This window comes from Poseidonibacter ostreae (assembly GCF_009208075.1).
GTDB classification, from domain to species: Bacteria; Campylobacterota; Campylobacteria; order Campylobacterales; family Arcobacteraceae; genus Poseidonibacter; species Poseidonibacter ostreae.
Map to the genome: position 1 here is coordinate 1 of NZ_WFKJ01000023.1, position 25,902 is coordinate 25,902.

Consider the following 25,902-nt stretch of genomic DNA (forward strand, 5'->3'; position numbering starts at 1 on the left):
ACAATGTACAAGTTATAAATCTTTATTTCATACTTTCATATATCTCTTTTATTGCTTCCATAAAATATGGATGATGATTCGGTGTTTTTGCAACTCGATAATCTTCAAGTCCTAACTCTTCTGCTACTTCTAAGTACTCCATATCTAGTTCATATTCAGTTTCAGAGTTATCAACTGTAAAAGATATTGGATAGAGTATTACTTTTGATTCTATTTCTGCTAATTTATCTTCTAAATAAGGTCTTAACCACTCCATTGGTCCAAGTCTTGATTGATAAGCTACATGTATATTTTTAAACTTAACACCTTGCTCTTCTAACTCTTTTTTAGCACATTCTACATTTGCTAAAATATGCTTTTGGTATAAATCACCTTTATCAACAATTCTTTGTGTTAAACCATGAGCTGAAAAAATCAGCTCAAAATCTTCTGAATTTTCACCCTCTTTTAGTGTTTGTTTAATTCTCTCAACTATTGCTTTATTATAATTCTTATTTTCATAATAACTATCAATTGTTTTTACTTTTTTATCTAGATTATACTTTTTAGCAACTTTCATAAAATCTTCAATTGAAGATTTGGTAGTTGTACTTGAATAATGGGGATACATAGGAATAGCGTAGATTTCATCATAATCTACAAGTTTTTGCATTACTTCACTTGCAAAAGGAGGTGTATATCTCATTTCATGAAATACATCTGCATCAAGTTCTCTATTAAGTCTTCTTACTAATCTTTTAGTATGTCCTACAATAGGAGACATCCCACCTAGTTTATTATAGTTTTCTTGAGACTCTTTTAATCTTTTAAAGATAATTAATTCACCAATCATTGCTCTAATTGGTTGTGGTGCGCCAATAATATATTTATCATTAAACATATTTCTTAAAAAAACTTTTACTTCCTCTACATTATTTGGTCCACCCATATTCATTAAAACAACTGCTCTTTTCAAAACTATATACCTCTTTTGTAAATATTTTTGATACTTTACAATACTCAGATATTTTTCATAGGTATTTTTTGTTAATTAATAAATATTTTAAAATTCATTACCCTCTATACTATTATATGAAAGGGAGGAAACTCTGCCATCTTCAACACTATAAGATATTTCAATTGGCCTACAACAGACCTCACAATCATCAATTAATGTTGTATATTCATAAACTCCAGTATCTACTAAAACGGTTATAGCTTGTAAACAGTATGGACATTGTATATTCATCTCTTCCATATTTAATCCTTATTCATTTATACTTATAATTTCATTTTTAATTAGAAGCATTTTGATTACACTTCCAACTGATCTATACTCTTTTTTTGCATATTTTTCTAATTCTTCTTTTTGACTTGGAGTTAATGCAATTGTTAAAGAAGCATTTGACTGCTCTTTTTTTACACTACTTCCACTTGGACGTCCTGCTTTTTTTTGTTGTAAATCTTTATGTGTAAAAGTCTCTTTATTTTCTATATTTTTCAAGTTTTCAAATTTTGCTCTTGCCATAATATACCTTTTTAAAAATTTCTATAAGTATTCTTCAATTGTTTTAACTAAATCTTTCATTGTAGCACTAATTTTTCTATAAGTATGTTTTCTTAATCCACTTGTATTTGCAAACTCTATAATACTTACTCCTTCATTTTCTACTGTTTGTAATGCTCTTGTATGAGGAATTACAAAATACTCAATATCATCTTGCGTATTCTCTTTAATAAAATTTATAGACTCTTCCACATCTTTATCGTTTAAAACTGCATTTACTACAAATAATATTGGTACATTTTGTTCTTTAACTCTTTTATAACTTTTTAGTGTTGTTCCTAGTGAATTTATTGTTGGATTAAAAGGAATAATAATTAAATCAGCATTTTTTGAAACTTCATCAAGTCTTAAATCATCAAAACCACCAAAATCATAAATAACATCGCCCTCTTTTATATTTGGAACATTTTCATTTAATCCTACTTTATAAACTATGTCCTTACCTAAAGTATCACTTAGCATTCCATATGGATCTAGTTCTACAATAGTTGTATCAAAACTAAGTGCTAACTGTGTTGCAATCATTGATTTACCAACACCACCTTTTTGATTATATATAATTATTTGCATTTAAATACCTTTTAATATAATTGTTTACAATATATTACAATTGTTTATCTTATTTTATATTTAATTTAATTTTTTAAATTTTGATATAATTAATTACCTTGTATTTAATTGTAGTTTTATCATCTATATTATGCTAAAATATTTCTTTTTACAAAGGATATATTATCGCTAATTTTGAACTTAAAACTCCACATCTAGCAAGTGATGGAATAATAAAACTATATGATGAAAAAGATGTTTTTCAAGGCATTGTATTAATTCAAAGACTAAATGAACCAAAAGGCATAGCAATTCCAGGTGGTTTTGTAGATATTGGAGAAAGTGTTGAAAATGCAGTTATAAGAGAAATGAAGGAAGAGGTTACACTTGATGTTAAAATAGAAAAACTTTTAGGTGTCTATTCAAATCCATTAAGAGATAAAAGATTTCATTGTGTCTCTTGCGTTTTTGTATGTAAGGCTTATGGGATTCCAAAAGCTGCAGATGATGCAAAAGATGTTTATATTTATAAACTAGAAGATATACCTTTTGAAAAACTTGTTTTTGACCATGCAGAGATTTTAAGAGATTTTATAAAAGATTTTAATAAATAAAAATAAGTATTTTTTAAGTAGATTATACATAGAATACAACAACTTATAATAAGGATATTAATATTGGAACCACAATATGAAGAAATGATCGTACTTGGAATCGTATTACTTGCAGGTTTTTTAACTTGGAAAATGGTAAAAGATTTCTATATTACAAAACTACATAAGGTTATTGCACATTTAATAGCAGTTACAACAGCTTCTTTTATGCTTTTATCAACATTGTTTTTATTTATGCCTAAAGATTACCAAAGAACATTAGATGGAACAAGTTCAGAAGTAGAACTTAGTTTTATGTCAGTATTAACAGTATTAGTAATGCTTGCAGTTTTATTTGTATTCTTTAAATACTCTCCACAAGGCACAAAAAAGAAGTAGGTTTTATAACCTATTTTCTTTTATAAACTCTCACAAACTTTTTTAATACAAATTCAATTTATTTTTTAATCTTAAAACATTAATGATATTTATTATCAATATTAATTAATATTTAAGCTTCGCGCTGATAACATTACAATAATGATTATCAATACAAGGATTAAATATGTATCAAATAGAGATATCAAATAAAAAAGACTTAGTAAAACCAACTGGTTGCACTTGCTAAGGCAGGGATAAATTATGAGTATATTAATTATAGGTGGAGATAAAATCTCACACATTTCAACCATGTTAGAAAGTCTTGGAGCAAAAACAATAAATCACTGGGATGCTAGAAAAAAATCCTCTGCTCCTAGAAAAAAAGTTCCAATAGATACAGACTGTATTTTAATGCTTACTTCTTTTTTAAATCATAATACTATGCTTAAATATAAAAATGAAGCCAAAAAGAAAAATATCCCTTTTGTATGTGCAAAAAGATCAGTATCTTGTGTATATGAAGAGTATGTAAAAGTTATGGGAATTAAAGACTGTAACGATTGCTACGCTAATTGTAAAGGAAAGTAGGATGAATTACAATGATTTTGTAGGATTTGATGGAAATAAAGAGTTGTTATCAAAAGATTTTGATACTTTTGATTCTGAGTTTAAACTAAGACAATTATTTTTACATCTTAGTAATTTTGTTTTAAATTCTGTATGTACATTTAGTAAATATGAGCAAAAATCTTTAGCAGTTTTACCTTTAAAAATTGCATTTGAATCAAAGATAAAAGTACTATTACCACAATGCAATATAAGAATAAAACCAAAAAATAAAGAGTTTAATATTTGTATAAATTCTACGAATATTATAAACAATTATACTTCTTCAAAAACAAAGAAGTTAATTATTGTAAATAGTAAAAACTTATTACCAGCTGCAAAATTAATATCACACTGTTTTATTAATAATAAAATGCAACTATTAATAGATAAAAATTTACTTTTTCATGAATTTGTTTTAGAAAAATTAAGAAAATTACATAAAGACAAAGAAGTAAAAGATTTAGCTGATTCAATATCAATAAAACAAAAAGATGTTTGCGCATTAAAAATATATACTTCATGGAAAAATATCCAAAGAAAAAATCCAAATATACAAAATGAAGTAGATAATGCAATAAAAGTGATAAACAAAGGTGAATTTAATCAAGTATATTTGATTTATCCAAAAGACAATGATTTTACAAGACATATACCTGTTTTTGTAGATGAATTAAAATATAAAACATATCAAATAAAAGCGATACCTTATTCTTTAAGGTCAATAATTAGAAAAAATATATAGGAGTTAAAATGTCAACAGCATTATTTTATGGAAGTAGTACAGGAAATTCAGAAGAAATCGCAAGTAAAATTGCAAGTGAATTAGGAGATATTGAGGTATTTGATTTAAGCCAAACTGATGTAGCTAAAATAAATGATTATAAAAGAGTTATTTTAGGTGGTTCTACTTGGGGTGAAGGAGAATTAAATGATGATTGGGATGAAGCTTGGGATTCATTTAAAACAATTAACTTAGTTGATAAAACCCTTGCTTTATTTGGTTTAGGAGATCAAGATGGTTACCCAGATGATTTTTGTAATGCCTTAGGAATTATTTATGAACAAGTAAGTACAAGTGGTGCAAAGATTGTTGGATTTACATCAACTGAAGGTTATGAGTTTGATGATTCTAAAGCTGAAATAGATGGAAAATTTGTAGGTTTAGTAATTGATGAAGATAATCAAGATGATTTAACAGATGAAAGAATTAAAAATTGGGTTGAAAATATAAAAGAAGAAATTTTATAAAAGTATTTAAAATATATTAAGAGGAAACTCTTAATATATTATTGACAATCCTCGCATGTTCCATATAATTGCATAGAATGATTTGTAATTTTAAACTTATTTTTCTTTGCAATTCTTTCTTGTCTTTTTTCAATCTCATCATCTAAAAACTCTACTATTTTTCCACATTCAGTACAAATCAAATGATCATGATGTGATTTTGCATTGCTTTCATATTTTTTACCATCACTACCAAAAGTAATTGATGTAATTAAATCTACTTCTTCTAAAAAACTAAGTGCTCTATATACTGTAGCAATACCGATATTTGAATCAGTATGCTTTGTTTTTATTTCATTATAAACTTCTTCTGCACTTAAGTGATCTTCTGCATGAATTAAAATACTAAGTACAATTTCTCTTTGTTCAGTATATTTAAGACCTTTTTGTTTAACAATTTTTTTTAACTCTTCAATCGCTTCTTCACTATTAATCATGTAAATATGCCTCTTATAATTATCTAATTTAAAGTAGTATATCTAAAGTTTTTTAAAATAACAAATAGTAATTATTATCATTTAATATTAATCATCATAATGATAGTTGATATTAATCAAGATATGAGAAGTTAAATTTTGTTATAATAATCATTATTAGTTTTAAAAAGGTAGAAAATGACTCTAGATAAGTTAAATATCGGAGATATTGCAGTTATAAAGGCTGTAAATTGTGAAAGTGAATTAAAAAATAGATTTTATTCATTTGGTATGGTAAAAGGTTCTAAAGTAACAGTTGAAGAGATAACTCTTGCAAGAAGTACAATGGAAGTTAAAATCAAAAATACAAAAGTAGCTATAAGATTTTCAGAAGCTGCGAAAATAGAGATAGAAGATGAACAATAAAACAATAAAAGTTGCATTAGTTGGACAACCTAATGTTGGAAAATCAATGCTTATTAATTCAATCTCAAATGCGAGATTAAAAGTTGGTAACTTTTCAGGAGTTACTGTTGCTAAAGAAGAAGTTTTTTTAACGTATAAAGATTATAAAATTGAAATTACTGATTTACCAGGAGCATATTCACTAAATGAATATACACTTGAAGAAAAAGTTACAAAAGAGTTTTTAGATAATTCGCCATACGATATTATTCTAAATGTTCTAGATTCAACAAATTTAGAAAGAAACTTATATTTAACATCGGAATTATTAGCATTAGACAAAAAAATGATTATTGCTTTAAATATGATAGATGAAGCACAAAAAGAAGATATTCAAATTGATGAAAAACAATTAAGTAAAATTCTTGGAAAACCTTGTTTTAAAACAAGTGCTGCGAAAAATATCGGTATTAATGAAGTTATTGAAGCAATTGTGACAAAATTTGAAGATAAAAAACTTCCTACAAAACTTATCTTCTCAGATGTAATTGAAGAAGAAATAGAAAATATTTCAAAGCTTTTTAAAGAGACTGGTTTTAAAACTCATTGTACATATAGAGAGTTAGCTTTAAAACTTTTAAAAGAAGATAAACAAACTTATAAAGTATTTCATGATGAACCAATTTGGGTTAAATTACAGCCTATTTTAAATAATGCATTTGAGCATTTAAATATCCATTATAATACAAAAAATGTTGAAGATATTTTTAATGATGAAAAGTTTGCTTTTGCAAAAGGTGCTGTTACTGAGACTGTTAAACAAAAAGTTTCAGTGCAAAAAACACTTACAGAAAAAATTGATGGACTTTTAATTCATAAAATATTTGGTATTCCAATTTTCCTATTTTTAATGTGGGGATTATTCCAATTGACTTTCGTTCTTGGAAATATTCCAATGGATATGATTGATAGTTTTTTTGCATCTTTAATTGATTCTACAAAAGAAATATTAGGAGATAATGAATTTGCTTCTATTGTCGCAGATGGAGCAATTGCAGGTGTTGGAGCTGTTATTTTATTTTTACCAAATATTGTAATCTTATTCTTTGGAATTGCCTTACTTGAGACAACTGGGTATATGAGTAGAGTTGCTTTTTTACTTGATGGATTCTTTCATAAATTTGGTTTACATGGGAAATCATTTATTCCTTTAGTTACAGGTTTTGGGTGTTCAGTTCCTGCTTATATGGCAGCAAGAACACTTAAAAATGAAAAAGATAGATTACTTACACTATTTATTATAGGATTTATGTCTTGTGGTGCACGATTACCTATTTATGTTTTATTTACTGGTGCCTTTTTCTCAGCTGAAAACGCAGGAAATGTAATATTTATAATCTATATCTCAGGTGCATTATTAGGTTTAGTTGCTGCAAAAGTATTAAAAATTGTAGTATTTAAAAGTGAAGATGAACCTTTTGTTATGGAAATGCCAAAATATAGAATGCCATCGTTTAAACTAATCAGACATACAGTTTCAAATCAAGCTTATATGTATTTAAAGAAAGCAGGAACATATATTTTAGCGGCATCAATTTTAATCTGGTTTGCATCAAACTATCCAAAATATCCACTTATTGAAGAACAATACTCAGTTAAAATCGAGCAAGCAATGAGTGAAGAAGAGCAAAGTTATCTTAGTGGTAAACTTGCATTATATAACTTAGAAAACTCATACTTAGGAAAAATTGGTAAGTTTTCAGAGCCATTCTTTGCTCCATTAGGCTTTGATTGGAAAATGTCAATTGCACTTGAAACAGGATTAGCAGCAAAAGAGATTGTTGTTTCTACTTTAGGTATTTTATATGGTTTAGGTGAGGATAATGACGAGAACTCTAAAGGTTTACTTGAAAAGATTAAAAACAATATTCCATTTGCATCAGCCATATCATTTATAGTATTTGTAATGATATATTTACCTTGTTTAGCTGCATCAATGGTTTTTGCAAAAGAAGCTGGGGGATGGAAGTATTTAGTTTATTTATTTGTATTTACGACAGCAACTGCCTGGATATTCTCATTTATTGCTTATAATATAACAAGATTAATTGTATAAGAATTTTCTTATACAATTAACTATTTTAATTCAAAATCAGTTGTATACTCTTTATCATTTTCTAAAACTTTAAAAGTCCAAGAGCCTAAAAGTCTACCATTAATATATCTATAATCATAAATTGAAGCATGACCTGCTGGAACTATCATATTTCTACTTCTTGAAACATCACCTTGTGGATCAATCCATTGAACTACAATATCTTGATCACTAGTAGATCGATTTGTTTCAAATTTACAAATAATTGAGTTTTCATCTTGTAAAATCAAGCAATCAACAGATGGATCAATTCTTGTTTCATCTATATTTTCAATAGGGTATTCATCAGCTAATTCTTCATCTTGTGTATTAATATTTTCTGCATTTACAATTGTTAAAATAAATAAAAAAGGAAATAAATATTTAATCATTTATATTCTCACTTTCACTCTCATCTACATCCATATACTTTAATAATAAATGTTTTATAGGAGCATAAAATGTTGTCATTGACACTATAGCTACGATTAATTGAGTTATTTTAAAAAGAGAACTATCTTCATCTAAAATTATAAGAACTCCATAATAACTTAATAACAAAGAAAGTATAGCACAAATAACAATACTTACAATCACAACAATATTATAATTCATATTTTTTCCATATAGTTTCTTCATCTAAATTAGGTCTATTCTCTAATATTTCAAAAGGTGTATAAGATTCTTTATAACCCATAGAAAAATGATCTTTTATCCAATAACCTAAATATATATAAGGAACATTCATCTCTTTTGCAATTTTTATTTGTGCTAAAATTGAAAATTTTCCTAATGATAAGTCTGCATAATCATGATCATAATAACAATAAATTGAAGAGATGGCATTAGGTAGAATATCAACTAAAGCAACACCAACTAATTTATTATCTTTCATATATAAAAACTCTTTTGCATACTCTTCTTTAGATTCTACATAAGATTTTGAATATTCATTTGCATCAATTGGAGAGTAAGGCCAGTCTTTTTTTCTATTCATAAACTCATGATACTTATCATATAACTCTAAATGCTCCATTGTCATAGAAGGAGGTCTAATATAGAGTTTTGTATCTCTATTTTTATTTATAACTCTATTTTCAGATTTTGAAAACTTGTAGTTTGCAACATCAATTCGCATTGAAACACACTTTGTACAAGATCTACATTCTGGTACAAAATGCATTTTCCCAAAACGTCTCCAACCTCGCTCTAACATCTCTTGATAAGAACTAGGAGGACATGAGAACATATATTTATATCTAATATCAGATATTTTATCTTCAAAATAAGAGCAATCTCTTTGCTCTTCTAAAAACTCAATATCTTTGTTTAAAATATGCATAATTATTCGTTTATTTTTTCTTTTATTTCTTTTGCTATTGCAGTGATTTTTGAAATTTTTTCATTGTTTGATAAAGAATCATCTATAATATGCTTAACAAAAGCACTTCCAACAATTACTCCATCAACACCTTTAGATTTTTCTTTACAAGTATTTTCATCAACACCAAAACCAATATATAAAGGTGTTTTAGAATATTTTCTTACATTTTCAATAATTTTTGATAAATCTTCACTTTGTCCACTACCTGTTATTCCAGCATAAGCAACCATATAAATAAATTTCTGACTATCAGTGATAATCTCTTTAATTCGCTCTTGGCTATCAGTTGGTGCTACAAATGAAATATTTGCTTTATTATATTTTTTATATAAAGGTAAAAGATTTTCTGCCATTTCAAAAGGTAAATCAGGAATAATAGTTCCTTTTATTCCAAATTCATCTGCTTTTTGTAAAAACTTTTCAATTCCATATCTATAAAAAGGATTAGTATATCCCATCCACAATGTATCCATATGTGGTGCTGTTTTTGAAGATACTTCAAAAAGATCTTTTAACTTAAAGCCTTTATTTAATGCAATTAAATTAGCTTTTTCAATAACTGGACCATCAGCAACTGGATCAGAGAAAGGAATTCCTAATTCTAAAGTATCAACTCCTGCTTCTTTCATACTTAAGGCTAAATCCACTGTAAAGTTATTATCTGGGTATGAGGCTGTAATATAACCTACAAGTTTTTTATCAATATTTTCACTCATTAAAATATATCCTAATTAATTAATAGCTTGTATATTATCTAAACTCATGTTTAATCTGACTTTATAAAGGTTCTTTATACTGCTATTTATTTATAAAAAAGATTTTTGTGATAAAATATCTCTTAAGTTAAATAATGGGATAAATATAAAATGAGTATTATAAAAAATGATTTTGAAAAAATGAATGTAACAAAAATTAAGAATTCTAAAAACAATAAAAAACTTACAATGATAACAGCTTACGATGCACTTTTTGCAAAACTTTTTGAAGAAGTTGCAGATATGATTTTAGTAGGTGACAGTTTAAATATGAGTTTTGCAGGTATGCCAGATACTCTTTCAGCTACACTTGATCAAATGATTTATCATACAAAAGCTGTATGTAAAGGTGCTCCTAAAGCTTTTGTTATTTTAGATATGCCATTTGGTACATATATAAACGAAAATCAAGCCTTAGAAAATGCAGTAAAAGTTTATCAAGAAACAAATGCTGCTGCTGTTAAAATTGAAGGTGGAGAAGATAGAGCAGATATTATAAAACATCTTACATCTAACTCAGTTGCTGTTATGGGACATATTGGTCTTATGCCACAATATGTAAGAAGTGAGGGTGGATATAAAGTTAGAGGGAAAACACAAGAAGATACAGAACAATTAATTCGTGATGCAATTGCTGTTGAAAAAGCAGGTGCTTTTGCTATTGTTGTTGAAGGTGTTATGAGTGATGCTGCTTTAAAAATTACGGAAGCTGTTAATATACCTATTATTGGAATTGGTGCAGGAAATGTAACAGATGGTCAAGTATTAGTTTGGTCAGATATGTTAGGTTTCTTTGAAGATTTTAAACCAAAATTTGTAAGACACTATTTAAATGGTGCTCAATTAGTAAAAGAGTCTGTAAATCAATATAGAAGTGATGTTCAAGACTCATCATTCCCTTCAAAAGACGAAGAATACTAGAGTATGGAAAGAATAGTAGAAGTTGAATCTGTATCTTTTGAAGAAGATAATAATGAGATAAGTTTAAGACCCTCTTCTTGGGATGATTACATTGGTCAAGAAAAGATAAAAAGAAATTTAAAAGTTTTTATTGAAGCTTCTAAAAAAAGAAATGAAGCTTTAGACCATATATTATTCTATGGACCTCCTGGACTTGGAAAAACAACTATTTCGTATTTAATATCAAATGAAATGAATACAAATATTAAAATTACAGCAGGACCTATGATTGAAAAATCAGGAGATTTAGCTGCAATTTTAACAAACTTAGAAGAAGGTGATATTTTATTTATTGATGAAATACATAGATTATCACCTGCTGTTGAAGAGATACTTTATCCTGCAATGGAAGATTATAGATTAGATATCATAATTGGTTCAGGACCTGCTGCACAAACTGTTAAAATTGATTTACCAAGATTTACACTAATTGGAGCAACAACAAGAGCAGGAATGCTTTCAAATCCTTTACGTGAACGGTTTGGAATGCACTTTAGAATGCAATTTTATAATCATCAAGAATTAGCAAAGATCATACAAATTGCATCAGAAAAACTAAATAAATATTGTCAAGATGATGCAGCAGATGAAATTTCAAGAAGAAGTAGAGGAACTCCAAGGGTTGCATTAAGACTTCTAAGACGTGTAAGAGATTTTGCTGAAGTAGAAAATGAAGAGAGTATAAATTTAGCAAGATGTAAATTTGCACTAGATGAACTAGGAGTAAATGAAAGTGGTTTTGATGAAATGGACATAAACCTTCTTGAACTTCTAGTTTCAAATAAAGGCAAACCTATGGGACTTTCAACTATGGCTGCCGCACTTAGTGAAGATGAGGGTACAATTGAAGATGCAATTGAACCATACTTACTTGCAAATGGTTTTATAGAAAGAACTGCAAGAGGAAGAGTTGCTTCAATAAAAACTTATGAAATGTTTAGACTTTCATATCCAGCAAGCGAAAAATTAGATCAGGAAGGTAGTTTATTTTGAAACCAGTTTACTTTTTAATCTTCATAGCAGCTATTACAATATTTTTTATGGTGGAGCTATTTAGTCCATTTTTAAAAGCAATGTTTGTTGCCCTACTTTTAGCAGTTGCTACAAACTCTTTAACACTGTTTCTAGAGAATAGATTAAAAAGTAGAACTTTATCTTCAGTTATTATGACAGTTACACTTGCAGGAATATTTTTTATTCCAGTAATGTATTGTATTTTTGCCTTTGCTAACTTCTTTAATCATGTAGATAAGCAAGCTTTATTTGGACTTTTTGATAATATTAAATTCTGGGTTGAAAATATTTCAGATGATTTCTTATTTTTAAAAGAACAATTAACTCAAATCTTAGCAAAAATAGATGTAAGAGAAGTTGTTCAAAACATACTATCAGTTGGTGCTTACTTAGGTAAAAACTCTGCTAGATTTATGATTGATATGGTTATGATTTTAATATTTTTCTTTTTCTTTACACTTTATGCAACAGGTTTATCTACGTTTGTAAAAGGATTATTACCAATAAAAAAAGATGATTCCATTACTCTTTTTTATGAATCATCAAATGTAATGACAGTAGTTTTATACTCTATATTAATTACAGCGATTTTTCAAGGCTTTTTATTTGGATTCTTTCTAACATTTTATAGATATGATGGATTATTACTTGGTGTTTTATATGGTTTTGCATCATTAATTCCTGTTATTGGAGGAATTATTATGTGGTTACCTGTAGTAATTTATGAAGCAATGACAGGTTCAATTACTAATGCTATTGTAATAGCAGTTTATTCAATACTAATGATTTCAGTTTTTGCTGATACTTTTGCTAAACCAATTATCATAAAATATATAAATCAAAAAGTTGTAAAAACTCCTACAAAGGTAAATGAGATTTTAATATTCTTTTCAATTGTAGCTGGACTTTCAACATTTGGATTTTGGGGGATGATTATTGGACCTGCGATGGTGACATTTTTCATATCAATTATGCATTTATTAAAAAAATATACTGAAGATAATAAAGAAAATTTATCTTACTATAAAAAGGATGAATCCTAAAAAGATTCATCCAAAGAGTAATAAAAGTTTTAGTAATTAAACTATTTTATTCTTCTCCACTTTCTCTTTCACCTTGGAACGTTGAAATTCCATAATCTAAGTTTGCAACAGATTTATATCCTAAGTCAAGCATAATTCTTTGACAATAAGCAGATCTACTACCACTTAAACAGTAAACAATAACAGGTGTATCTTTTTGGTCATCAACTCTCTCAAGTGCTTGGTAAAATGATGTTGTAGGAACTAAATAATCTGTTCCTTTAATTCTTGTACCTACCCATTCCATCCACTCTCTTGTATCAATAAGATTGAACTTTACAAAACCTAAGTCTCGTGCTTCTAATAATGATTCTAGTTCTTGAGAATTTACTTCTTGTTTTAATAATAACTGCTCACACTCTTCTTTAGTAATTCCTCTTGAATGAGTTGCGATTGCATCATGTAAATCTTCTTCTTTTGCACTTTTATCTGCAAATTCAGGTGTACAGAAAATTCCACAGTGACAATTTCCAGTTTCTGGAATCTCTTTTTCAAGAGCTGGTTTACATGGACATAACCTATTATCAGCTGCTTTTTGTTCCTCTTTAATCTCACCAATAACCATAAAACATGGACAATACCTTTTTCCATATATCATTTTATTTCTAGCAAGTCCCATTTGAATTGATTCATTTACTTCATCATTTGGATTATATGCAAAGTTAAAATTTTTAACAACTTTATCTGTAAATTGTTTTGTTAATTCAAATTCAGTTTGAAACTCTTCACTATTTGTATCTATTTTTTTTATCATTTTAAATATCCTATAAATTTTTGAATATGTATATTAGTATAATCTTCATTAGTTTTTATATATTATGATTTTTTAAAAGTTCTAATATATAAATTTTCAACTTTAGTTCTAGCCCAAGGAGTCTTTCGTAAAAACTTCAAAGATGACTTTATAGATGGGTTATTATAAAAACAGTTTATCTTTATTCTTTTATCTAACTCTTCCCATCCAAACTCATCAACTAATTCATTTAGAATCATTTCTAGTTTTATTCCATGTAAGGGATTATTTTCATTATTACCAGCCATAATTTTCCTTTATTATTTAGAATTCTTTTAAATTCTCAGATGATTTTTTCACACTTAAAATAAACTCATTTCTATCTATTGTTTTTGCACCCAAAGATAATAAATGTGGAGTTGGTATTTGACAATCTATAAAAGAAAAACCTTTTTCTTTTAATCTTTGTACTAAAAAATATAATGCAACTTTTGAAGCATCAGTTTTTTTAGCAAACATAGATTCCCCACAAAAAATATTTCCTATATTAATACCATATCCACCACCAACTAATTCACCATTGAAATAAGCTTCAAAAGAGTGTGCAAAGCCCATTTCATGTAGTTTAGTATATGCCTCAATTAATTCATCTTGAATCCATGTACCTTTTTGATTCTCTCTATTTATATTTTTACACTCTTTCATAACTTGAGTAAAATTTGTATCAAACTTAATTTCAAATATGTTTTTATCTATAACTTTCCTAAGACTTTTTGATATTTTAAAATCTTCAAAATCTAATATACATCTAGGATTTGGACTCCACCACAAAATTGGATCAGATTCGTTATACCATGGGAATATTCCATTTAAATATGCAGTCATAATACGAGAAGGATTTAAATCACCACCATAAGCTAAAAGGCCTTTATCATCAGCATAAATTGGGTTTGGAAAAATATATGAGTTTTTATCTAAAGGGTAGATATTCAAATATAAACCTTATTTTTATAAAGATTATATCTAAAAAGAAGTTTATATAAAGAAGGAGTTCCTTCTTTATATATTATAAGTTAGAAATAAATTCTGCTAATGCATCAATTTCAGCATCTGATTTAGTCGCAACTTGACCTTTCATAACACCTTTCATTACTCCACCATAAGAGCCATCCTTATAACCATTTAAAGCTTCAATAACTTTTGCTTTATCCCAACCTTGAATAACTTGTGATTTTCCTAATGCAGGTTTTTCACCATTTTGACCATGACAACCAGCACACGCACCAAATAATGCTTGTGCATTAATTGAAGGTGCTGCAGCTGCTACTTTTGCAACTGCTTCAGTTTTAACTGCTTCTGCTTTTTCACTTGTTGCTTCTTTTGTAGCAGTAACTGCTGCAACTGTATCTGTAACTTTTGCACTAGCACTTTCTGTAGCATCTGATACTGCCATTTTTGCTTTTTCAACTGTTTGTGAAACAGCTGCTGTTGTAGTTTCTTTTGCTTTTTCAACTGTTGAAGTAACTACTTCTTTTGCTGAGTCTTTTACTTCAACAGCTTTAGCTGTAACTGCAGCAACTGATGCATTTGCAATTTCTTTTGAATCCATAGATCCTGTTGCAATTGCTGTTTTTGCAGTTTCAACTACATTTGCAGTAGTTTCTTTAACTGCTGCAGTTGTATTTTCAACAACTTTTGTAGCTGCTTCATTTACAGTAGTTTTTAATTCAGTTGCTGCTTTCATTACAGTCTCTTTAACTTCTGCTGTAGCTTCTTTTACAACAGTAGTTGTATCTTCAGTAACTTTTACTACTTCAGTTTTTACAGGTTCAACTGCTTTAGCTACTTCAGTTGTAACTTTTTTATCTTCACCACATCCTGTTAATAGTAAAACTGCAACTGCAGAACTTATTAAAATCTTTGTCATTTGTTTTGATCCTTTTATAAAATAATTTCGAATTTTACTTTCTTTATCTTAAGAAAGTAATTAAACTTTAATTATCTTAATTTACAATTGTATATAAATCGTGTTATTAAACGATATATTCAAATATAAATTCTTCTTTAAAGTCGATATTTACAAGTCCACCTTTTTTAAGTTTTCCAAATAAAATTTCATCTGTTAATACATTTTTAATTTTATCAGAAATCACTCTATTAAGTGGTCGTGCCCCCATTGTTTTATCATAACCAATACTTGCAAGCTCTTTTTTAGCTCTTACTGTTATTTTAATTTTAATATTTTTATCACTTAATTGCTCTTCTAAATCACTAATAAATTTAGCAACAACTTTTGTTACAACGTCAATTGATAAACTTTCAAAAGAAACAACACTATCAAGTCTATTTCTAAACTCTGGTGCAAAGAATTTTGCTATTGCTTTATTTTCATTTAGATTATCATCTTTTGCAAATCCCATAACATTTGCTTCAGTAGCTCCTAAATTTGATGTCATTACAAGTATTACATTTTGGAAATCAGCTTTATTTCCTGCATTATCAGTTAACTCTGCATTATCCATAACTTGTAATAAAACTGACATTAAATCAGGATGTGCTTTTTCAATTTCATCAAGTAAAAGTACTGTATGAGGATGCTTTCTAATGGCTTCAGTTAATAATCCACCTTGTTCAAATCCAACATATCCAGCAGGTGCTCCAATAAGTCTTGAAATTGTATGAGCCTCCATATATTCACTCATATCAAATCTTTCAAAATGAACACCTAATTGTAAAGATAACTCTTTTGCAACTTCTGTTTTACCAACACCAGTAGGTCCTGTAAATAAGAAACTTCCTATTGGCTTTTTATCTAAACCAAGTCCTGCTTTATTTCTCTTAATAGACTGTACAATAGTTGTAATTGCATCATCTTGTCCATAAACTCTTTTTTGCATATTTTTTTCTAAAGATTTTAATAAAGATAAATCAGATTTAGTTGCACTTTTAGCTGGAATATGAGCCATTTTTGCAACTGTATTTTCAATATCTTCTTGAGAAACTGTTATATTTTTCTTAGATTTTGTTTTTAAAGTTGCAACTAAAGAGATTTTCTTTGAAGCTCCAACCTCATCAATTACATCAATTGCACAATCAGGTAAAAATCTATCAGTAATATACTTTTTACTTAATTCAACTGCACTTCTAATTGCTGTTTTTGAATACTTAATACCATGGAATTCTTCATATTTTGATTTTAATCCATCTAAGATTAAGATTGAATCCTCAATTGATGGTTCTTCTACATCTACTTTAGCAAATCTTCTAGAAAGTGCTTTATCTTTTGAAAAGTCATTTCTATACTCAGCAAAGGTTGTAGCACCAATACATCTTAATTTTCCATTTGAAAGCATTGGTTTTAAAATATTTGAAGCATCCATTGCAGAACCACCTACACTTCCAGCTCCAACTATTGTATGAATCTCATCAATAAATAAAATTGCATTAGGAACTTTTACAACTTCTTGAAGTAAAGATTTTAATTTTTTTTCAAAATCTCCTCTATATTTAGTTCCTGCAATCATAGAACCCATATCTAAAGAGAATACTTTTGCATCATGTAAAAATTCAGGTACTTGCTCTTGTGCAATTTGTAAAGCAAGTCCCTCAGCAATAGCAGTTTTACCAACACCTGGTTCACCTACTAATATTGGATTATTTTTCTTTCTTCTACTTAAAATTTCAATTACTCTTGAAATCTCTTTTTCTCTTCCAATAACTGGGTCTATCTCACCTTTTTGTGCAACAGATACTAATTCTGTAGAGTTTTTATCTAATACTTTATTACTCTTATCTTCTACTTCTTCAACTACTTCATCTTCTTCTTTATGTGAAATCTCTTCTAATATATCAATTCTTTCAATACCTAAAGTTTTTAAAAGATAAAGAGCATAAGACTTCTCATCTTTTAAAATTGCTACAAACATATCTTCAACTGTTGCATTTCCTCTTCCACTTGTTTGAGTATGTGCTACCATATACTCAATTGTAGAAGTTAGTGAAATAGTTTCTAAAGGTTCATCTTCAATATCTTCTGGTAATTTTGGTGTATTCTCATCAATATATTTTTTTGTATCATCAAATAGTTTATTTGAATCTACCCCTAAATCTATAAATAAATTTTCTATAGATTCATCATGTAATAACATTAAAAAAATATGTTCTAATGTTAAATACTCATGTTTACTACTTTTTGCATAACCCACAGCTTGTGAGAAAATACTTCTTAATTCTTTACTTATCATTTTATTCTTCTTCCATTACAGCTTTTAAAGGAAAACCCTTTTCACGAGCTAGAGTTTTAACTTGTCCAACTTTAGTTGCTGCTATTTCGTGTGTATAAACACCACATACTTCTCTTCCATTATTATGTATGTTTAACATAATATTTGCTGATTCATCTACACTTTTTCTAAATACCTTAACTAATACATCAATAACAAAATCCATTGTTGAATAATCGTCATTTAATAAAAAAACTTTATATTTTTTTGGCTCTTGTAAATCTAAATCATCATCTAATTCTATTTCAATCTCATTACTCACTTAAAACCTTTTTTATGATAAAATATCATTCTAATTTTTAATATAGAAAATATTATACCAAAAAAGAAATTATATGAATAAAGAGATAAACTACTACAAAAATAAATCAATTTTTATTAGTGCTACAAATACCGATGTTGGAAAAACTTATGCTTGTGAAAAATTTTTAAGATATTTTGCAAGTAAAGGCTTTAAGGTAGGATATTTTAAGCCTTGTGAAACTGGTGTTGTAAATGAACCTATTGATGGTTCTAAAATGTTAAAATTAACAAAAGAGCTAAATCCACAATTTAATGTATCTATAGAAGATGTCGTTCCTTATCAATTTAAACTTCCTGCTGCTCCTTATGTTGCAAAAGAAAAAACTACAATCTCTTTAGATTTTTTAAAAAAGAAAAAAGAGTATTTATCTTCTTTATGTGATATTTTAATAATTGAAGGAGCAGGAGGACTTCTTGTACCTTTAGAAGAGGACTTATTTATTATAGATTTAATAAAAGAGTTTGAAAGTGAATGTATTTTAATTACCCCATCAAAACTAGGATGCATAAATGACACCCTACTTTCAATAGAAGCTTTAAAAAATAGAGATATAGATTTTGAGTTTTATATTAATCTATATAAAGATAAAAATGATTTTGAAAAAGTATCAAAACCATTTTTACAAAAGTATTTTAAAAAGCTTTCATTTTTACAGGAAATATAGTTAATTTTAAATTCTTTAAATTTTACTAAATTTAGAGAATTTAGCTAAATTTACAAAAGAATTTGCAAATTTACAAATTTTTATTATTTTTTATCCTTAATTTTACATGGCTTTTCATATCATTTTAACTATATTTACCCTCTCATTTAAGTTTACTTTCCCCAATTAAAGGTATTTACTAGAGTTTTTTGAATTTAAACTTAAGTTAAAACACTATTTTTTTTTACATAAAAACAATTCATTTTAAATAATGTATAACTTTCACATCAGTTTTATTCTATATACTTATAGAGTTACAAACAGTGATTAAAAAAGCACAAAATCAACAAAAAGAAAGGTAGATAAAAAATGACTTCTGCAATAGATTTATCTAAATTAACAGCAAACGATGATTTAACACCGGTTCTTGGTGGATACTGGCCTGGTATTCAAATTTATTACCCACCAATTAAATTCAATCCACTTGATGGTACATACGAAAGTATGGAGCAAGCTAAATTAAGATTACAAAAACATGCTTATAAAACAAAAGCACATACTGTATTATTTGATTTAGAAGATGGTTGTAGACAAAAAGCTATGTCAAGAGAGTTATTAATTCAAGAACTTCCAAAGTTTCCTGAAAGAAATTTCCAAATAGCTGTGAGAATAAATCCATTTAGAACAGATGAGTATGAAGAAGATTTAAAAATGTTAAAACAAATTCACCAATATGTGGATTCTATTGTTTTAGCAAAAGCTGGAGAAGTTTATGGTTCTGCTGAGATTAGAGATTTATCTTCTTGGTTAGTTTCAATTGGAAGTAATTTAACTATTCAACCAATTATTGAGCATCCAAAGTCTCTTCAAATTGCTGATAGATTAATGGAACATTCAACTGTTAAACATGTTGTATTTGGTATCCATGATTTCTCTAAAGCAATGGCTTATAAAATCACACCACAAGGTTGGATTGATGAGTTAGAAACATTCTTTAACATTCTTACTATGGAAGCAAGAGTTAAAGGTAAAGGTGTTATTGGTGGAGTTGAAGTTTTATTAACACCACACTCATTACCAGATCACTGTGTTGAAAAGAAAGATATTAGAAGATGGTTAGATCTTCATGGTGATGAAGCATCAAGACATGTTTATGCTCATGCACAAAGAGAATATGCAATGGGATTAACTGGTAAACAAGTTATTACTCCAAATCATATTAATGTATGTAAGGTTGCATTTACACCATCTCCTAAAGAGATCGCAAAAGATGTAGAAATCTTAAAAGAAGCTATTAAAGCTGATGCATTATTATCTGGTGCTATTAGATATAAAGGTGAAATGTTAGATCCACCAATGTTTGGTAAATCTTTACAAAATATTTTAAGAGCTTATGCACTTAGAAGTTTAGAAAAAGAAGATGAAATTTTTGCATTATCAGTTCTTAATAAAATGCCAATACATACATTTAAAGAAAACTGGCCTTACGGTCAAATTTAATAAGGAGTTATAACAATGAGTTCAAATATAACAATTGAAGTACCAGAATACTTAAACATTGGTGTTGCTTGTACATCTAAACATGTAGGAACAGCTAAAGAAAACAGCACTGCTATGATTATTGAAGATGATAATTTAGGTACTGATGAAATTTCTTATAAAGAATTAGCAGAGAAATCTGATCAAATTTGTAACTTCTTAACTGGTTTAGGATTTGAAGCAAGAGATAGAGTTTTAGTATGTTTAAAAAACTCACTTGCTTACCCTATTTCATTTTTTGGAGCGATTAAAGCTGGAATTATTGCAGTACCTACTTCAACTTTATTATCAGGTTCTGAAGTTAAATACTTAGCAGAAGATTCACAAGCAAGTGCAATTGTATTATCAGCTTCTATGTATGATAACTTAGTACCATATTTAGAAAACCTTGATAATTTAAAAACAATTATTGTTGCTGGAATTGATTCAACGGAAGGGTTAAATATTCCAAAAGGAATGAAAGTTTACTCATTTAGTGAAATTTTAGAAACAACAGATAAAACACCAAATCATTATAAATCAAAATCAGGTGAACCTGCATATTTAGTATATACTTCAGGGACTACTGGTTATCCAAAAGGTGTATTACATTCACATAGATCATTAGTAGGAAGAACTCCTGCAACTGAGTATTGGTTTGATTTTAAAGAGAATGATAGAATCATGCACTCTGGTAAATTTAACTGGACTTATGTATTAGGTTCTGCATTAATGGACCCATTATTTAATGGTCATACTGTTATTGCTTACGAAGGTGGTAATGATGCTGGAACATGGATTGAATTAATTAAAAAACATAAATGTACTATCTTTATAGGCGTTCCAACTATTTATAGACAAATTATTCAAAAAACTGAATTTACAGCTGCTGATTGTCCATCATTAAGATATTGTATGTCTGCTGGTGAGCACTTATCTGATGAAATGATTGGATTATGGAGAGATAGATTTAAGCAAGATATTTTTGAAGCAATTGGAATGAGTGAGTGTTCTTACTATATTTCACATTCAAAAAATAATCCAATTAGACCTGGAAGTGCAGGTTTTGTTCAACCAGGACATACTGTAAAATTACTTGACCCTGATACTTTAGAAGAAGTAGCAGATGGTGAAGAAGGTATGATTTCTATTGGTGAAGATGATCCAGGTTTATTCTTAGAGTACTGGCAATTAGAAGAAGAGACTAGAAAAGCTAAGCATAATGGTTACTTCTTTACAGGTGATTACGCTAAAAGAGATGAAGATGGTTATATCTGGTTCATTGGTAGAAAAGATGATATTATTAATACATTCGGATTTAGAGTATCTCCACACGAAATTGAAAGAGTTGTAAAAACTCATGATCTAGTTGCAGATTGTGTTGCTTTTGGTTTAGAAATTGGAAAAGATAAGGTAATTGTTGCAATTGCTGTAATTGGACATGAAGAATTAAGCGCTGAACAAGAAGCTGAGGTATTAGCATTTTCTCAAGCAAATCTAGCTAAATATAAAGCACCTAAAACTATTTTTGGAATGAGCGATTATCCAAGAACTAAAAATGGTAAAGTTTTAAGAAAACAATTAGTTAAAAACTTACATGATATTTACCATTCAAAAGAGACTGGTGAAGAGATTAAAGAGTACAAAGCTAGAAGATCTATGTTATTTGTACCATCTTATAATAGACACAATGTTGAAAAAGCAAAAACTGTTTTAGCAGATTCTGTTATCTTTGATTTAGAAGCTATTCTTTCTGAGCAAAGAGATGTTGCTAGAAATACAATTAGAGATGTTTATAAAGAGAGTGGTTCAAAATTTGGTGATTCAGAAAGAATTCTAAGAATTAATAACTTAGGAAGCGAAGATATTGCAAAAGATTTAGAACTAGCAGGTGAGATTGAAATCGATGGTTTATTATTCTCAAAGATTGAAACTGGAGCTCAAGTACTTGAAGCAGTTAAATTAATTGAAGAAGTAAATCCTGAATTATCTTTAATGATTATGATTGAAACACCATTATCAGTTCTAAATATTCAAGAAATTTGTTCAGCAAGTCCAAAAGTTGAAGTTATTGTTGTAGGTTCTAATAAACTTGCAAATAGACTTCAAATTGATATTAAAAAAGGTTCAAAAGCAATGTTTAATTACCTTTCGCAAATTGCACTTGCTGCAAAAGCGTATGGTCAAACAGTTATTGATGGTCCTCACTTTGATATCCATGATGAGTTTGCTTGTGAAGATTCAACTAAAGATGCATTTAACTTAGGATTTGATGGTAAGTCATTAGTTCACCCAATTCAAATTGAATATATTAATGATATCTTTACTCCTAAACAAGTTGAAGTTGAAGATTATGAAGTTATGATTAACAAATATGAAGCTGCTAAAAAAGATGGTAAGGAAGTAATTTATCATAATGATAGATTAGTTGATGGTTCAAGAATTAAATGGGCTAAGAAAATGATTACATTATATGAAACATATAAATCATTAGGTCAAAACCTATTTAATAAATAAGGAGATTATATTGTCTAAAATTAACGTTGGAAACTTTTTCGAAGATTTTTCAATTGGTCAAAAAATAGTACACCCACTACCTAGAACAATTAGTGAAGGTGATGTATCTTTATACATCGCTTTCACTGGTTCTAGATTTGCACTAAACTCATCTGATTTAGTTGCAAAAGAAATGGGATATGAAAAAAGACCAGTTGATGATACATTAATGTTCCACTTAACATTTGGTAAATCTGTTCAAGATGTATCTTTAAATGCAATTGCTAACTTAGGTTATGCAGAGATTTCATTCCCTAATCCAACATATGTTGGAGATACGGTATCTATGACATCTACTGTAATTGGATTAAAAGAAAATTCAAATGGTAAAAGTGGAGTTGTTTATGTTCACTCTATTGGATATAACCAGAATAATGAAGAAGTATTAAACTTCAAAAGATGGGTTATGGTTCATAAAAAAGATAAAGGAACTTCTACAGGTATTAATGAAGTTCCAACTTTTGAAAAAACTACACCTATTGCTGATGTGATTAACCTTCCAGAAATCAAGTGTGTAAATACTGATTCAACTGGTGGAAAATACTTCTTTGAAGATTATGAAGCTGGTGAGAGATTAAATCATCCAGAAGGTATTACAGTTGATAATAGTGATCATACACTTGCAACTAAGTTATACCAAAACAATGCAAAAGTACACTTCAATGACCATATGATGAAAAGCTCACCTATGGGTCAAAGACTTATGTATGGTGGTATTGTTATTTCAATGGCAAGAGCATTATCATTTAATGGTTTTCAAAATGCACAATGGATCTATGCAATAAATAGTGGAGCACATGCAAACCCTACTTATGCAGGTGATACAATTTATGCATATACTGAAGTTATTGAAACTATTGACCATAAAAGAGAAGATATTGGATTATTAAGATTAAGAACAGTTGCTGTTACTAATCAAAAATCTGATGAAATATCTAATCCTAAAGGTGAAGATGGAAAGTACTTAAAGAATGTAGTACTTGATTTAGATTACACTGTTGTTATTCCTAAAAGAAAAACAGCTAAATAAACAAAGAATAAAAAAATTAAATTTAATAAAAGGAAAATATTATGACACACCCTAACGAAGCCCTATTTGGTTCTGGAGACAACTTACCAATTATCCCATCTTGTGAGCACTTTGCAGGTAGCGAAAAGCTAATCCTAAAAGGTTTTTCTATGCAAGAAAAATTAGGACCTGTATTTGATATTACTTGTGATTGTGAAGATGGAGCTGAAACTGGTAAAGAAGTTGAGCATGCTGAAATGATTGTAAGAGTTGTTAACTCTGATGCTAATAAATATGCAATGGCAGGAACAAGAATCCATGATTTTGATCATCCAGATTGGAGACAAGATATTGATATTTTAGTACCAGGTGCTGGTGAAAAATTAGCATATATTACTATTCCTAAATCAACTTCTTATGAAGATGCTAAAACTCAAGTTGAATATATTCAAGAAGCAGCTAAAAAAGCTGGAATTTCAAGAGAAATTCCAATTCACGTTTTAATTGAAACACATGGTGCTTTAATGGATGTTGAAAAAACTGCAACTTTACCATGGGTACAAGTTCTTGACTTTGGTTTAATGGACTTTGTTTCTGGTTACCAAGGAGCAATTCCAGCTTCAAACATGAGATCTCCAGGTCAATTTGATCACAGATTAATTGGTGCTGCTAAAGCAAAAGTTGTTCAAGCTGCTTTACAAAACCATATTATTCCGTGTCACAATGTTACACTTGATTTAAAAAACCCATACCAAACTTATAAAGATGCTGAAAAAGCAAGAAATGAGTTCGGATTCTTAAGAATGTGGTCAATTTATCCAACACAAGTGCAAGCTATTGTTGATGCAATGAAACCAGACTTTACAGAATTAGAAGCTGCGCAAAATATTTTAATTGCTGCACAAGATGCTGAGTGGGGACCAATCCAGTATGATGGTGAGTTACACGATAGAGCAACTTACAGATATTTCTGGGAATTAGTTCAAAGAGCAAACTTCTCTGGAACAAAATTACAAGATAGAGTTCAAGACAGATTCTTCTCTTAATCTTTTAAACAAAAGGCTTTGCCTTTTGTTTTTTCTATTTTACAAATAAGGTTTTATATGTATCAAAATGAAAACAATTTTAATCTTATTTTTAAGCATCTACAAAAACTTCCAAAAAACAAAAAAAGACATCTTATCTCAATAGTAGGAACTCCTGGTTCTGGTAAATCAACATTTTCAAATGAACTTTTAAAATACCTTGCTAAAAAAGATTATAAATGTGAAGTTATAGCTATGGATGGATTTCACTTAGATAATAGAATCCTTGAGTCTAAGAATTTACTTTCAAGAAAAGGTTCTTATGAAACTTTTGATATTAATGGTTTTTTATCTTTAATTAAACGCTTACAAAAAGAAGGAAACATTCTAGCTCCTTTATTTAATAGAGAACAAGATATTTCAATTGCAGCAGCTGTAGAGATTAAAAATGATCTTGATTTTATAATTATTGAAGGTAATTATTTACTTTTAAATAGACCTACTTGGTGTAAATTAAAAGAGTATTGGGATTTAAGTATTATGCTTGATGTAGATATAAAAGAGATAGAAAAAAGACTTTTAAAGCGTTGGCTTTATTATGGTTATACAAAAGATGAAGCTTTAAAGAAAATAAAAAGCAATGATATATTAAATTCTAAAGAGATAATAGAAAATTCTTTAAAAGCAGATATTGTAATAAAAAACTAAAAATATAA

General features: G+C 28.2%; 31 protein-coding genes. 16 read left to right on the top strand and 15 right to left on the bottom strand.

The window, feature by feature from the left end:
* Positions 1–22 precede the first annotated feature (22 nt).
* The 4 genes from hemH to GBG18_RS08495 all read right to left on the bottom strand — a co-directional run bounded on the left by hemH (position 23) and on the right by GBG18_RS08495 (position 2,116).
* Positions 23–955: a ferrochelatase gene (gene hemH / locus GBG18_RS08480; protein ID WP_152190185.1), complete on the bottom strand. Its 933-nt coding sequence runs from the start codon at positions 953–955 to the stop codon at positions 23–25.
* 87 nt (positions 956–1,042) lie between these two features.
* A complete protein-coding gene (locus tag GBG18_RS08485) occupies positions 1,043–1,237 on the bottom strand; it encodes a zinc ribbon domain-containing protein (protein WP_152190186.1) in 195 nt (64 codons plus the stop codon).
* Between the two features lie 9 nt (positions 1,238–1,246).
* Positions 1,247–1,507, bottom strand: coding sequence for a hypothetical protein (locus GBG18_RS08490; RefSeq protein WP_152190188.1), 261 nt, complete (start codon positions 1,505–1,507; stop codon positions 1,247–1,249).
* Between the two features lie 21 nt (positions 1,508–1,528).
* The gene (locus GBG18_RS08495; RefSeq protein ID WP_152190190.1) at positions 1,529–2,116 is read right to left on the bottom strand and encodes a ParA family protein; all 588 of its coding nucleotides are present in this window, start codon (positions 2,114–2,116) and stop codon (positions 1,529–1,531) included.
* A 209-nt stretch (positions 2,117–2,325) separates the two neighbouring features.
* On the opposite strand from GBG18_RS08495, the gene GBG18_RS08500 reads away from it, so the two are divergent.
* The 5 genes from GBG18_RS08500 (at position 2,326) to GBG18_RS08520 (ending at position 4,926) form a co-directional block, all read left to right on the top strand.
* The gene (locus GBG18_RS08500; protein WP_373279293.1) at positions 2,326–2,709 is read left to right on the top strand and encodes an NUDIX domain-containing protein; all 384 of its coding nucleotides are present in this window, start codon (positions 2,326–2,328) and stop codon (positions 2,707–2,709) included.
* A gap of 63 nt (positions 2,710–2,772) precedes the next feature.
* Positions 2,773–3,087 (top strand): hypothetical protein, encoded by a 315-nt coding sequence (locus tag GBG18_RS08505; RefSeq protein ID WP_152190194.1) that lies wholly within the window; start codon positions 2,773–2,775, stop codon positions 3,085–3,087.
* A 243-nt stretch (positions 3,088–3,330) separates the two neighbouring features.
* Positions 3,331–3,657 carry a DUF2325 domain-containing protein gene (locus GBG18_RS08510; RefSeq protein WP_152190195.1) on the top strand — a complete coding sequence of 109 codons (327 nt, stop codon included), beginning with the start codon at positions 3,331–3,333 and terminating at the stop codon, positions 3,655–3,657.
* Between the two features lies 1 nt (position 3,658).
* Positions 3,659–4,420 (top strand): hypothetical protein, encoded by a 762-nt coding sequence (locus GBG18_RS08515; protein ID WP_152190197.1) that lies wholly within the window; start codon positions 3,659–3,661, stop codon positions 4,418–4,420.
* 8 nt (positions 4,421–4,428) lie between these two features.
* Positions 4,429–4,926 carry a flavodoxin gene (locus GBG18_RS08520; RefSeq protein WP_152190199.1) on the top strand — a complete coding sequence of 166 codons (498 nt, stop codon included), beginning with the start codon at positions 4,429–4,431 and terminating at the stop codon, positions 4,924–4,926.
* A gap of 38 nt (positions 4,927–4,964) precedes the next feature.
* On the opposite strand, the gene GBG18_RS08525 is transcribed toward GBG18_RS08520, so the two are convergent.
* Complete coding sequence (locus GBG18_RS08525) at positions 4,965–5,402, bottom strand: Fur family transcriptional regulator (protein WP_152190201.1); 438 nt, start codon at positions 5,400–5,402, stop codon at positions 4,965–4,967.
* Between the two features lie 177 nt (positions 5,403–5,579).
* Between GBG18_RS08525 and GBG18_RS08530 the strand changes: the two genes are divergently transcribed.
* On the top strand, positions 5,580–5,807 hold the full coding sequence (locus GBG18_RS08530; protein WP_152190203.1) for a FeoA family protein: 228 nt from the start codon (positions 5,580–5,582) through the stop codon (positions 5,805–5,807).
* Positions 5,797–7,902 carry a ferrous iron transport protein B gene (gene feoB, locus GBG18_RS08535; RefSeq protein WP_152190205.1) on the top strand — a complete coding sequence of 702 codons (2,106 nt, stop codon included), beginning with the start codon at positions 5,797–5,799 and terminating at the stop codon, positions 7,900–7,902. Before GBG18_RS08530 ends, feoB begins: the two co-directional genes overlap by 11 nt.
* A gap of 20 nt (positions 7,903–7,922) precedes the next feature.
* Here feoB and GBG18_RS08540 read toward each other — a convergent pair whose 3' ends face one another.
* Genes GBG18_RS08540 through trpA form a run of 4 tightly spaced genes read right to left on the bottom strand, consistent with a single transcriptional unit; the run spans position 7,923 to position 10,020 of the window.
* On the bottom strand, positions 7,923–8,312 hold the full coding sequence (locus GBG18_RS08540; RefSeq protein ID WP_152190207.1) for a hypothetical protein: 390 nt from the start codon (positions 8,310–8,312) through the stop codon (positions 7,923–7,925).
* On the bottom strand, positions 8,305–8,535 hold the full coding sequence (locus tag GBG18_RS08545; RefSeq protein ID WP_152190209.1) for a hypothetical protein: 231 nt from the start codon (positions 8,533–8,535) through the stop codon (positions 8,305–8,307). The genes GBG18_RS08540 and GBG18_RS08545 overlap by 8 nt, the downstream gene beginning before the upstream one ends.
* Positions 8,525–9,262 carry an arginyltransferase gene (locus GBG18_RS08550; protein WP_152190210.1) on the bottom strand — a complete coding sequence of 246 codons (738 nt, stop codon included), beginning with the start codon at positions 9,260–9,262 and terminating at the stop codon, positions 8,525–8,527. Before GBG18_RS08550 ends, GBG18_RS08545 begins: the two co-directional genes overlap by 11 nt.
* Positions 9,263–9,264: 2 nt before the next feature.
* On the bottom strand, positions 9,265–10,020 hold the full coding sequence (trpA, locus tag GBG18_RS08555; RefSeq protein WP_152190212.1) for a tryptophan synthase subunit alpha: 756 nt from the start codon (positions 10,018–10,020) through the stop codon (positions 9,265–9,267).
* 150 nt (positions 10,021–10,170) lie between these two features.
* Between trpA and panB the strand changes: the two genes are divergently transcribed.
* The 3 genes from panB to GBG18_RS08570 are packed head-to-tail and all read left to right on the top strand — an operon-like array spanning position 10,171 to position 13,076.
* On the top strand, positions 10,171–10,980 hold the full coding sequence (gene panB, locus GBG18_RS08560; protein WP_152190214.1) for a 3-methyl-2-oxobutanoate hydroxymethyltransferase: 810 nt from the start codon (positions 10,171–10,173) through the stop codon (positions 10,978–10,980).
* 3 nt (positions 10,981–10,983) lie between these two features.
* Positions 10,984–12,012 carry a Holliday junction branch migration DNA helicase RuvB gene (gene ruvB / locus GBG18_RS08565; RefSeq protein WP_152190216.1) on the top strand — a complete coding sequence of 343 codons (1,029 nt, stop codon included), beginning with the start codon at positions 10,984–10,986 and terminating at the stop codon, positions 12,010–12,012.
* On the top strand, positions 12,009–13,076 hold the full coding sequence (locus GBG18_RS08570) for an AI-2E family transporter (RefSeq protein WP_152190218.1): 1,068 nt from the start codon (positions 12,009–12,011) through the stop codon (positions 13,074–13,076). The genes ruvB and GBG18_RS08570 overlap by 4 nt, the downstream gene beginning before the upstream one ends.
* Positions 13,077–13,122: 46 nt before the next feature.
* On the opposite strand, the gene GBG18_RS08575 is transcribed toward GBG18_RS08570, so the two are convergent.
* The 6 genes from GBG18_RS08575 to GBG18_RS08600 form a co-directional block, all read right to left on the bottom strand.
* Positions 13,123–13,869 carry a ferredoxin-thioredoxin reductase catalytic domain-containing protein gene (locus tag GBG18_RS08575; protein WP_152190220.1) on the bottom strand — a complete coding sequence of 249 codons (747 nt, stop codon included), beginning with the start codon at positions 13,867–13,869 and terminating at the stop codon, positions 13,123–13,125.
* Positions 13,870–13,931: 62 nt separating this feature from the next.
* The gene (locus tag GBG18_RS08580) at positions 13,932–14,156 is read right to left on the bottom strand and encodes a VF530 family protein (RefSeq protein ID WP_152190221.1); all 225 of its coding nucleotides are present in this window, start codon (positions 14,154–14,156) and stop codon (positions 13,932–13,934) included.
* Positions 14,157–14,172: 16 nt separating this feature from the next.
* The gene (aat, locus tag GBG18_RS08585; protein WP_152190223.1) at positions 14,173–14,841 is read right to left on the bottom strand and encodes a leucyl/phenylalanyl-tRNA--protein transferase; all 669 of its coding nucleotides are present in this window, start codon (positions 14,839–14,841) and stop codon (positions 14,173–14,175) included.
* A gap of 73 nt (positions 14,842–14,914) precedes the next feature.
* Entirely contained in the window at positions 14,915–15,775 is an 861-nt protein-coding gene (locus GBG18_RS15710; RefSeq protein ID WP_308418457.1) for a c-type cytochrome, read from the bottom strand.
* A 106-nt stretch (positions 15,776–15,881) separates the two neighbouring features.
* Positions 15,882–18,092, bottom strand: a complete 2,211-nt coding sequence (clpA, locus tag GBG18_RS08595) for an ATP-dependent Clp protease ATP-binding subunit ClpA (protein ID WP_152190225.1) — start codon at positions 18,090–18,092, stop codon at positions 15,882–15,884.
* Position 18,093: 1 nt separating this feature from the next.
* Positions 18,094–18,393: an ATP-dependent Clp protease adaptor ClpS gene (locus tag GBG18_RS08600; protein WP_152190227.1), complete on the bottom strand. Its 300-nt coding sequence runs from the start codon at positions 18,391–18,393 to the stop codon at positions 18,094–18,096.
* A gap of 73 nt (positions 18,394–18,466) precedes the next feature.
* Between GBG18_RS08600 and bioD the strand changes: the two genes are divergently transcribed.
* The 6 genes from bioD (at position 18,467) to GBG18_RS08630 (ending at position 25,894) form a co-directional block, all read left to right on the top strand.
* A complete protein-coding gene (gene bioD / locus GBG18_RS08605; RefSeq protein ID WP_152190229.1) occupies positions 18,467–19,099 on the top strand; it encodes a dethiobiotin synthase in 633 nt (210 codons plus the stop codon).
* A gap of 348 nt (positions 19,100–19,447) precedes the next feature.
* A complete protein-coding gene (locus GBG18_RS08610) occupies positions 19,448–20,578 on the top strand; it encodes an HpcH/HpaI aldolase/citrate lyase family protein (protein WP_152190231.1) in 1,131 nt (376 codons plus the stop codon).
* Between the two features lie 15 nt (positions 20,579–20,593).
* Positions 20,594–23,113: an aldolase/citrate lyase family protein gene (locus GBG18_RS08615; RefSeq protein ID WP_152190233.1), complete on the top strand. Its 2,520-nt coding sequence runs from the start codon at positions 20,594–20,596 to the stop codon at positions 23,111–23,113.
* Between the two features lie 10 nt (positions 23,114–23,123).
* A complete protein-coding gene (locus tag GBG18_RS08620; protein WP_152190234.1) occupies positions 23,124–24,182 on the top strand; it encodes a MaoC family dehydratase in 1,059 nt (352 codons plus the stop codon).
* 41 nt (positions 24,183–24,223) lie between these two features.
* A complete protein-coding gene (locus GBG18_RS08625; RefSeq protein WP_152190236.1) occupies positions 24,224–25,207 on the top strand; it encodes an HpcH/HpaI aldolase/citrate lyase family protein in 984 nt (327 codons plus the stop codon).
* A 57-nt stretch (positions 25,208–25,264) separates the two neighbouring features.
* Positions 25,265–25,894, top strand: a complete 630-nt coding sequence (locus GBG18_RS08630; RefSeq protein WP_152190238.1) for a nucleoside/nucleotide kinase family protein — start codon at positions 25,265–25,267, stop codon at positions 25,892–25,894.
* Positions 25,895–25,902 lie beyond the last annotated feature (8 nt).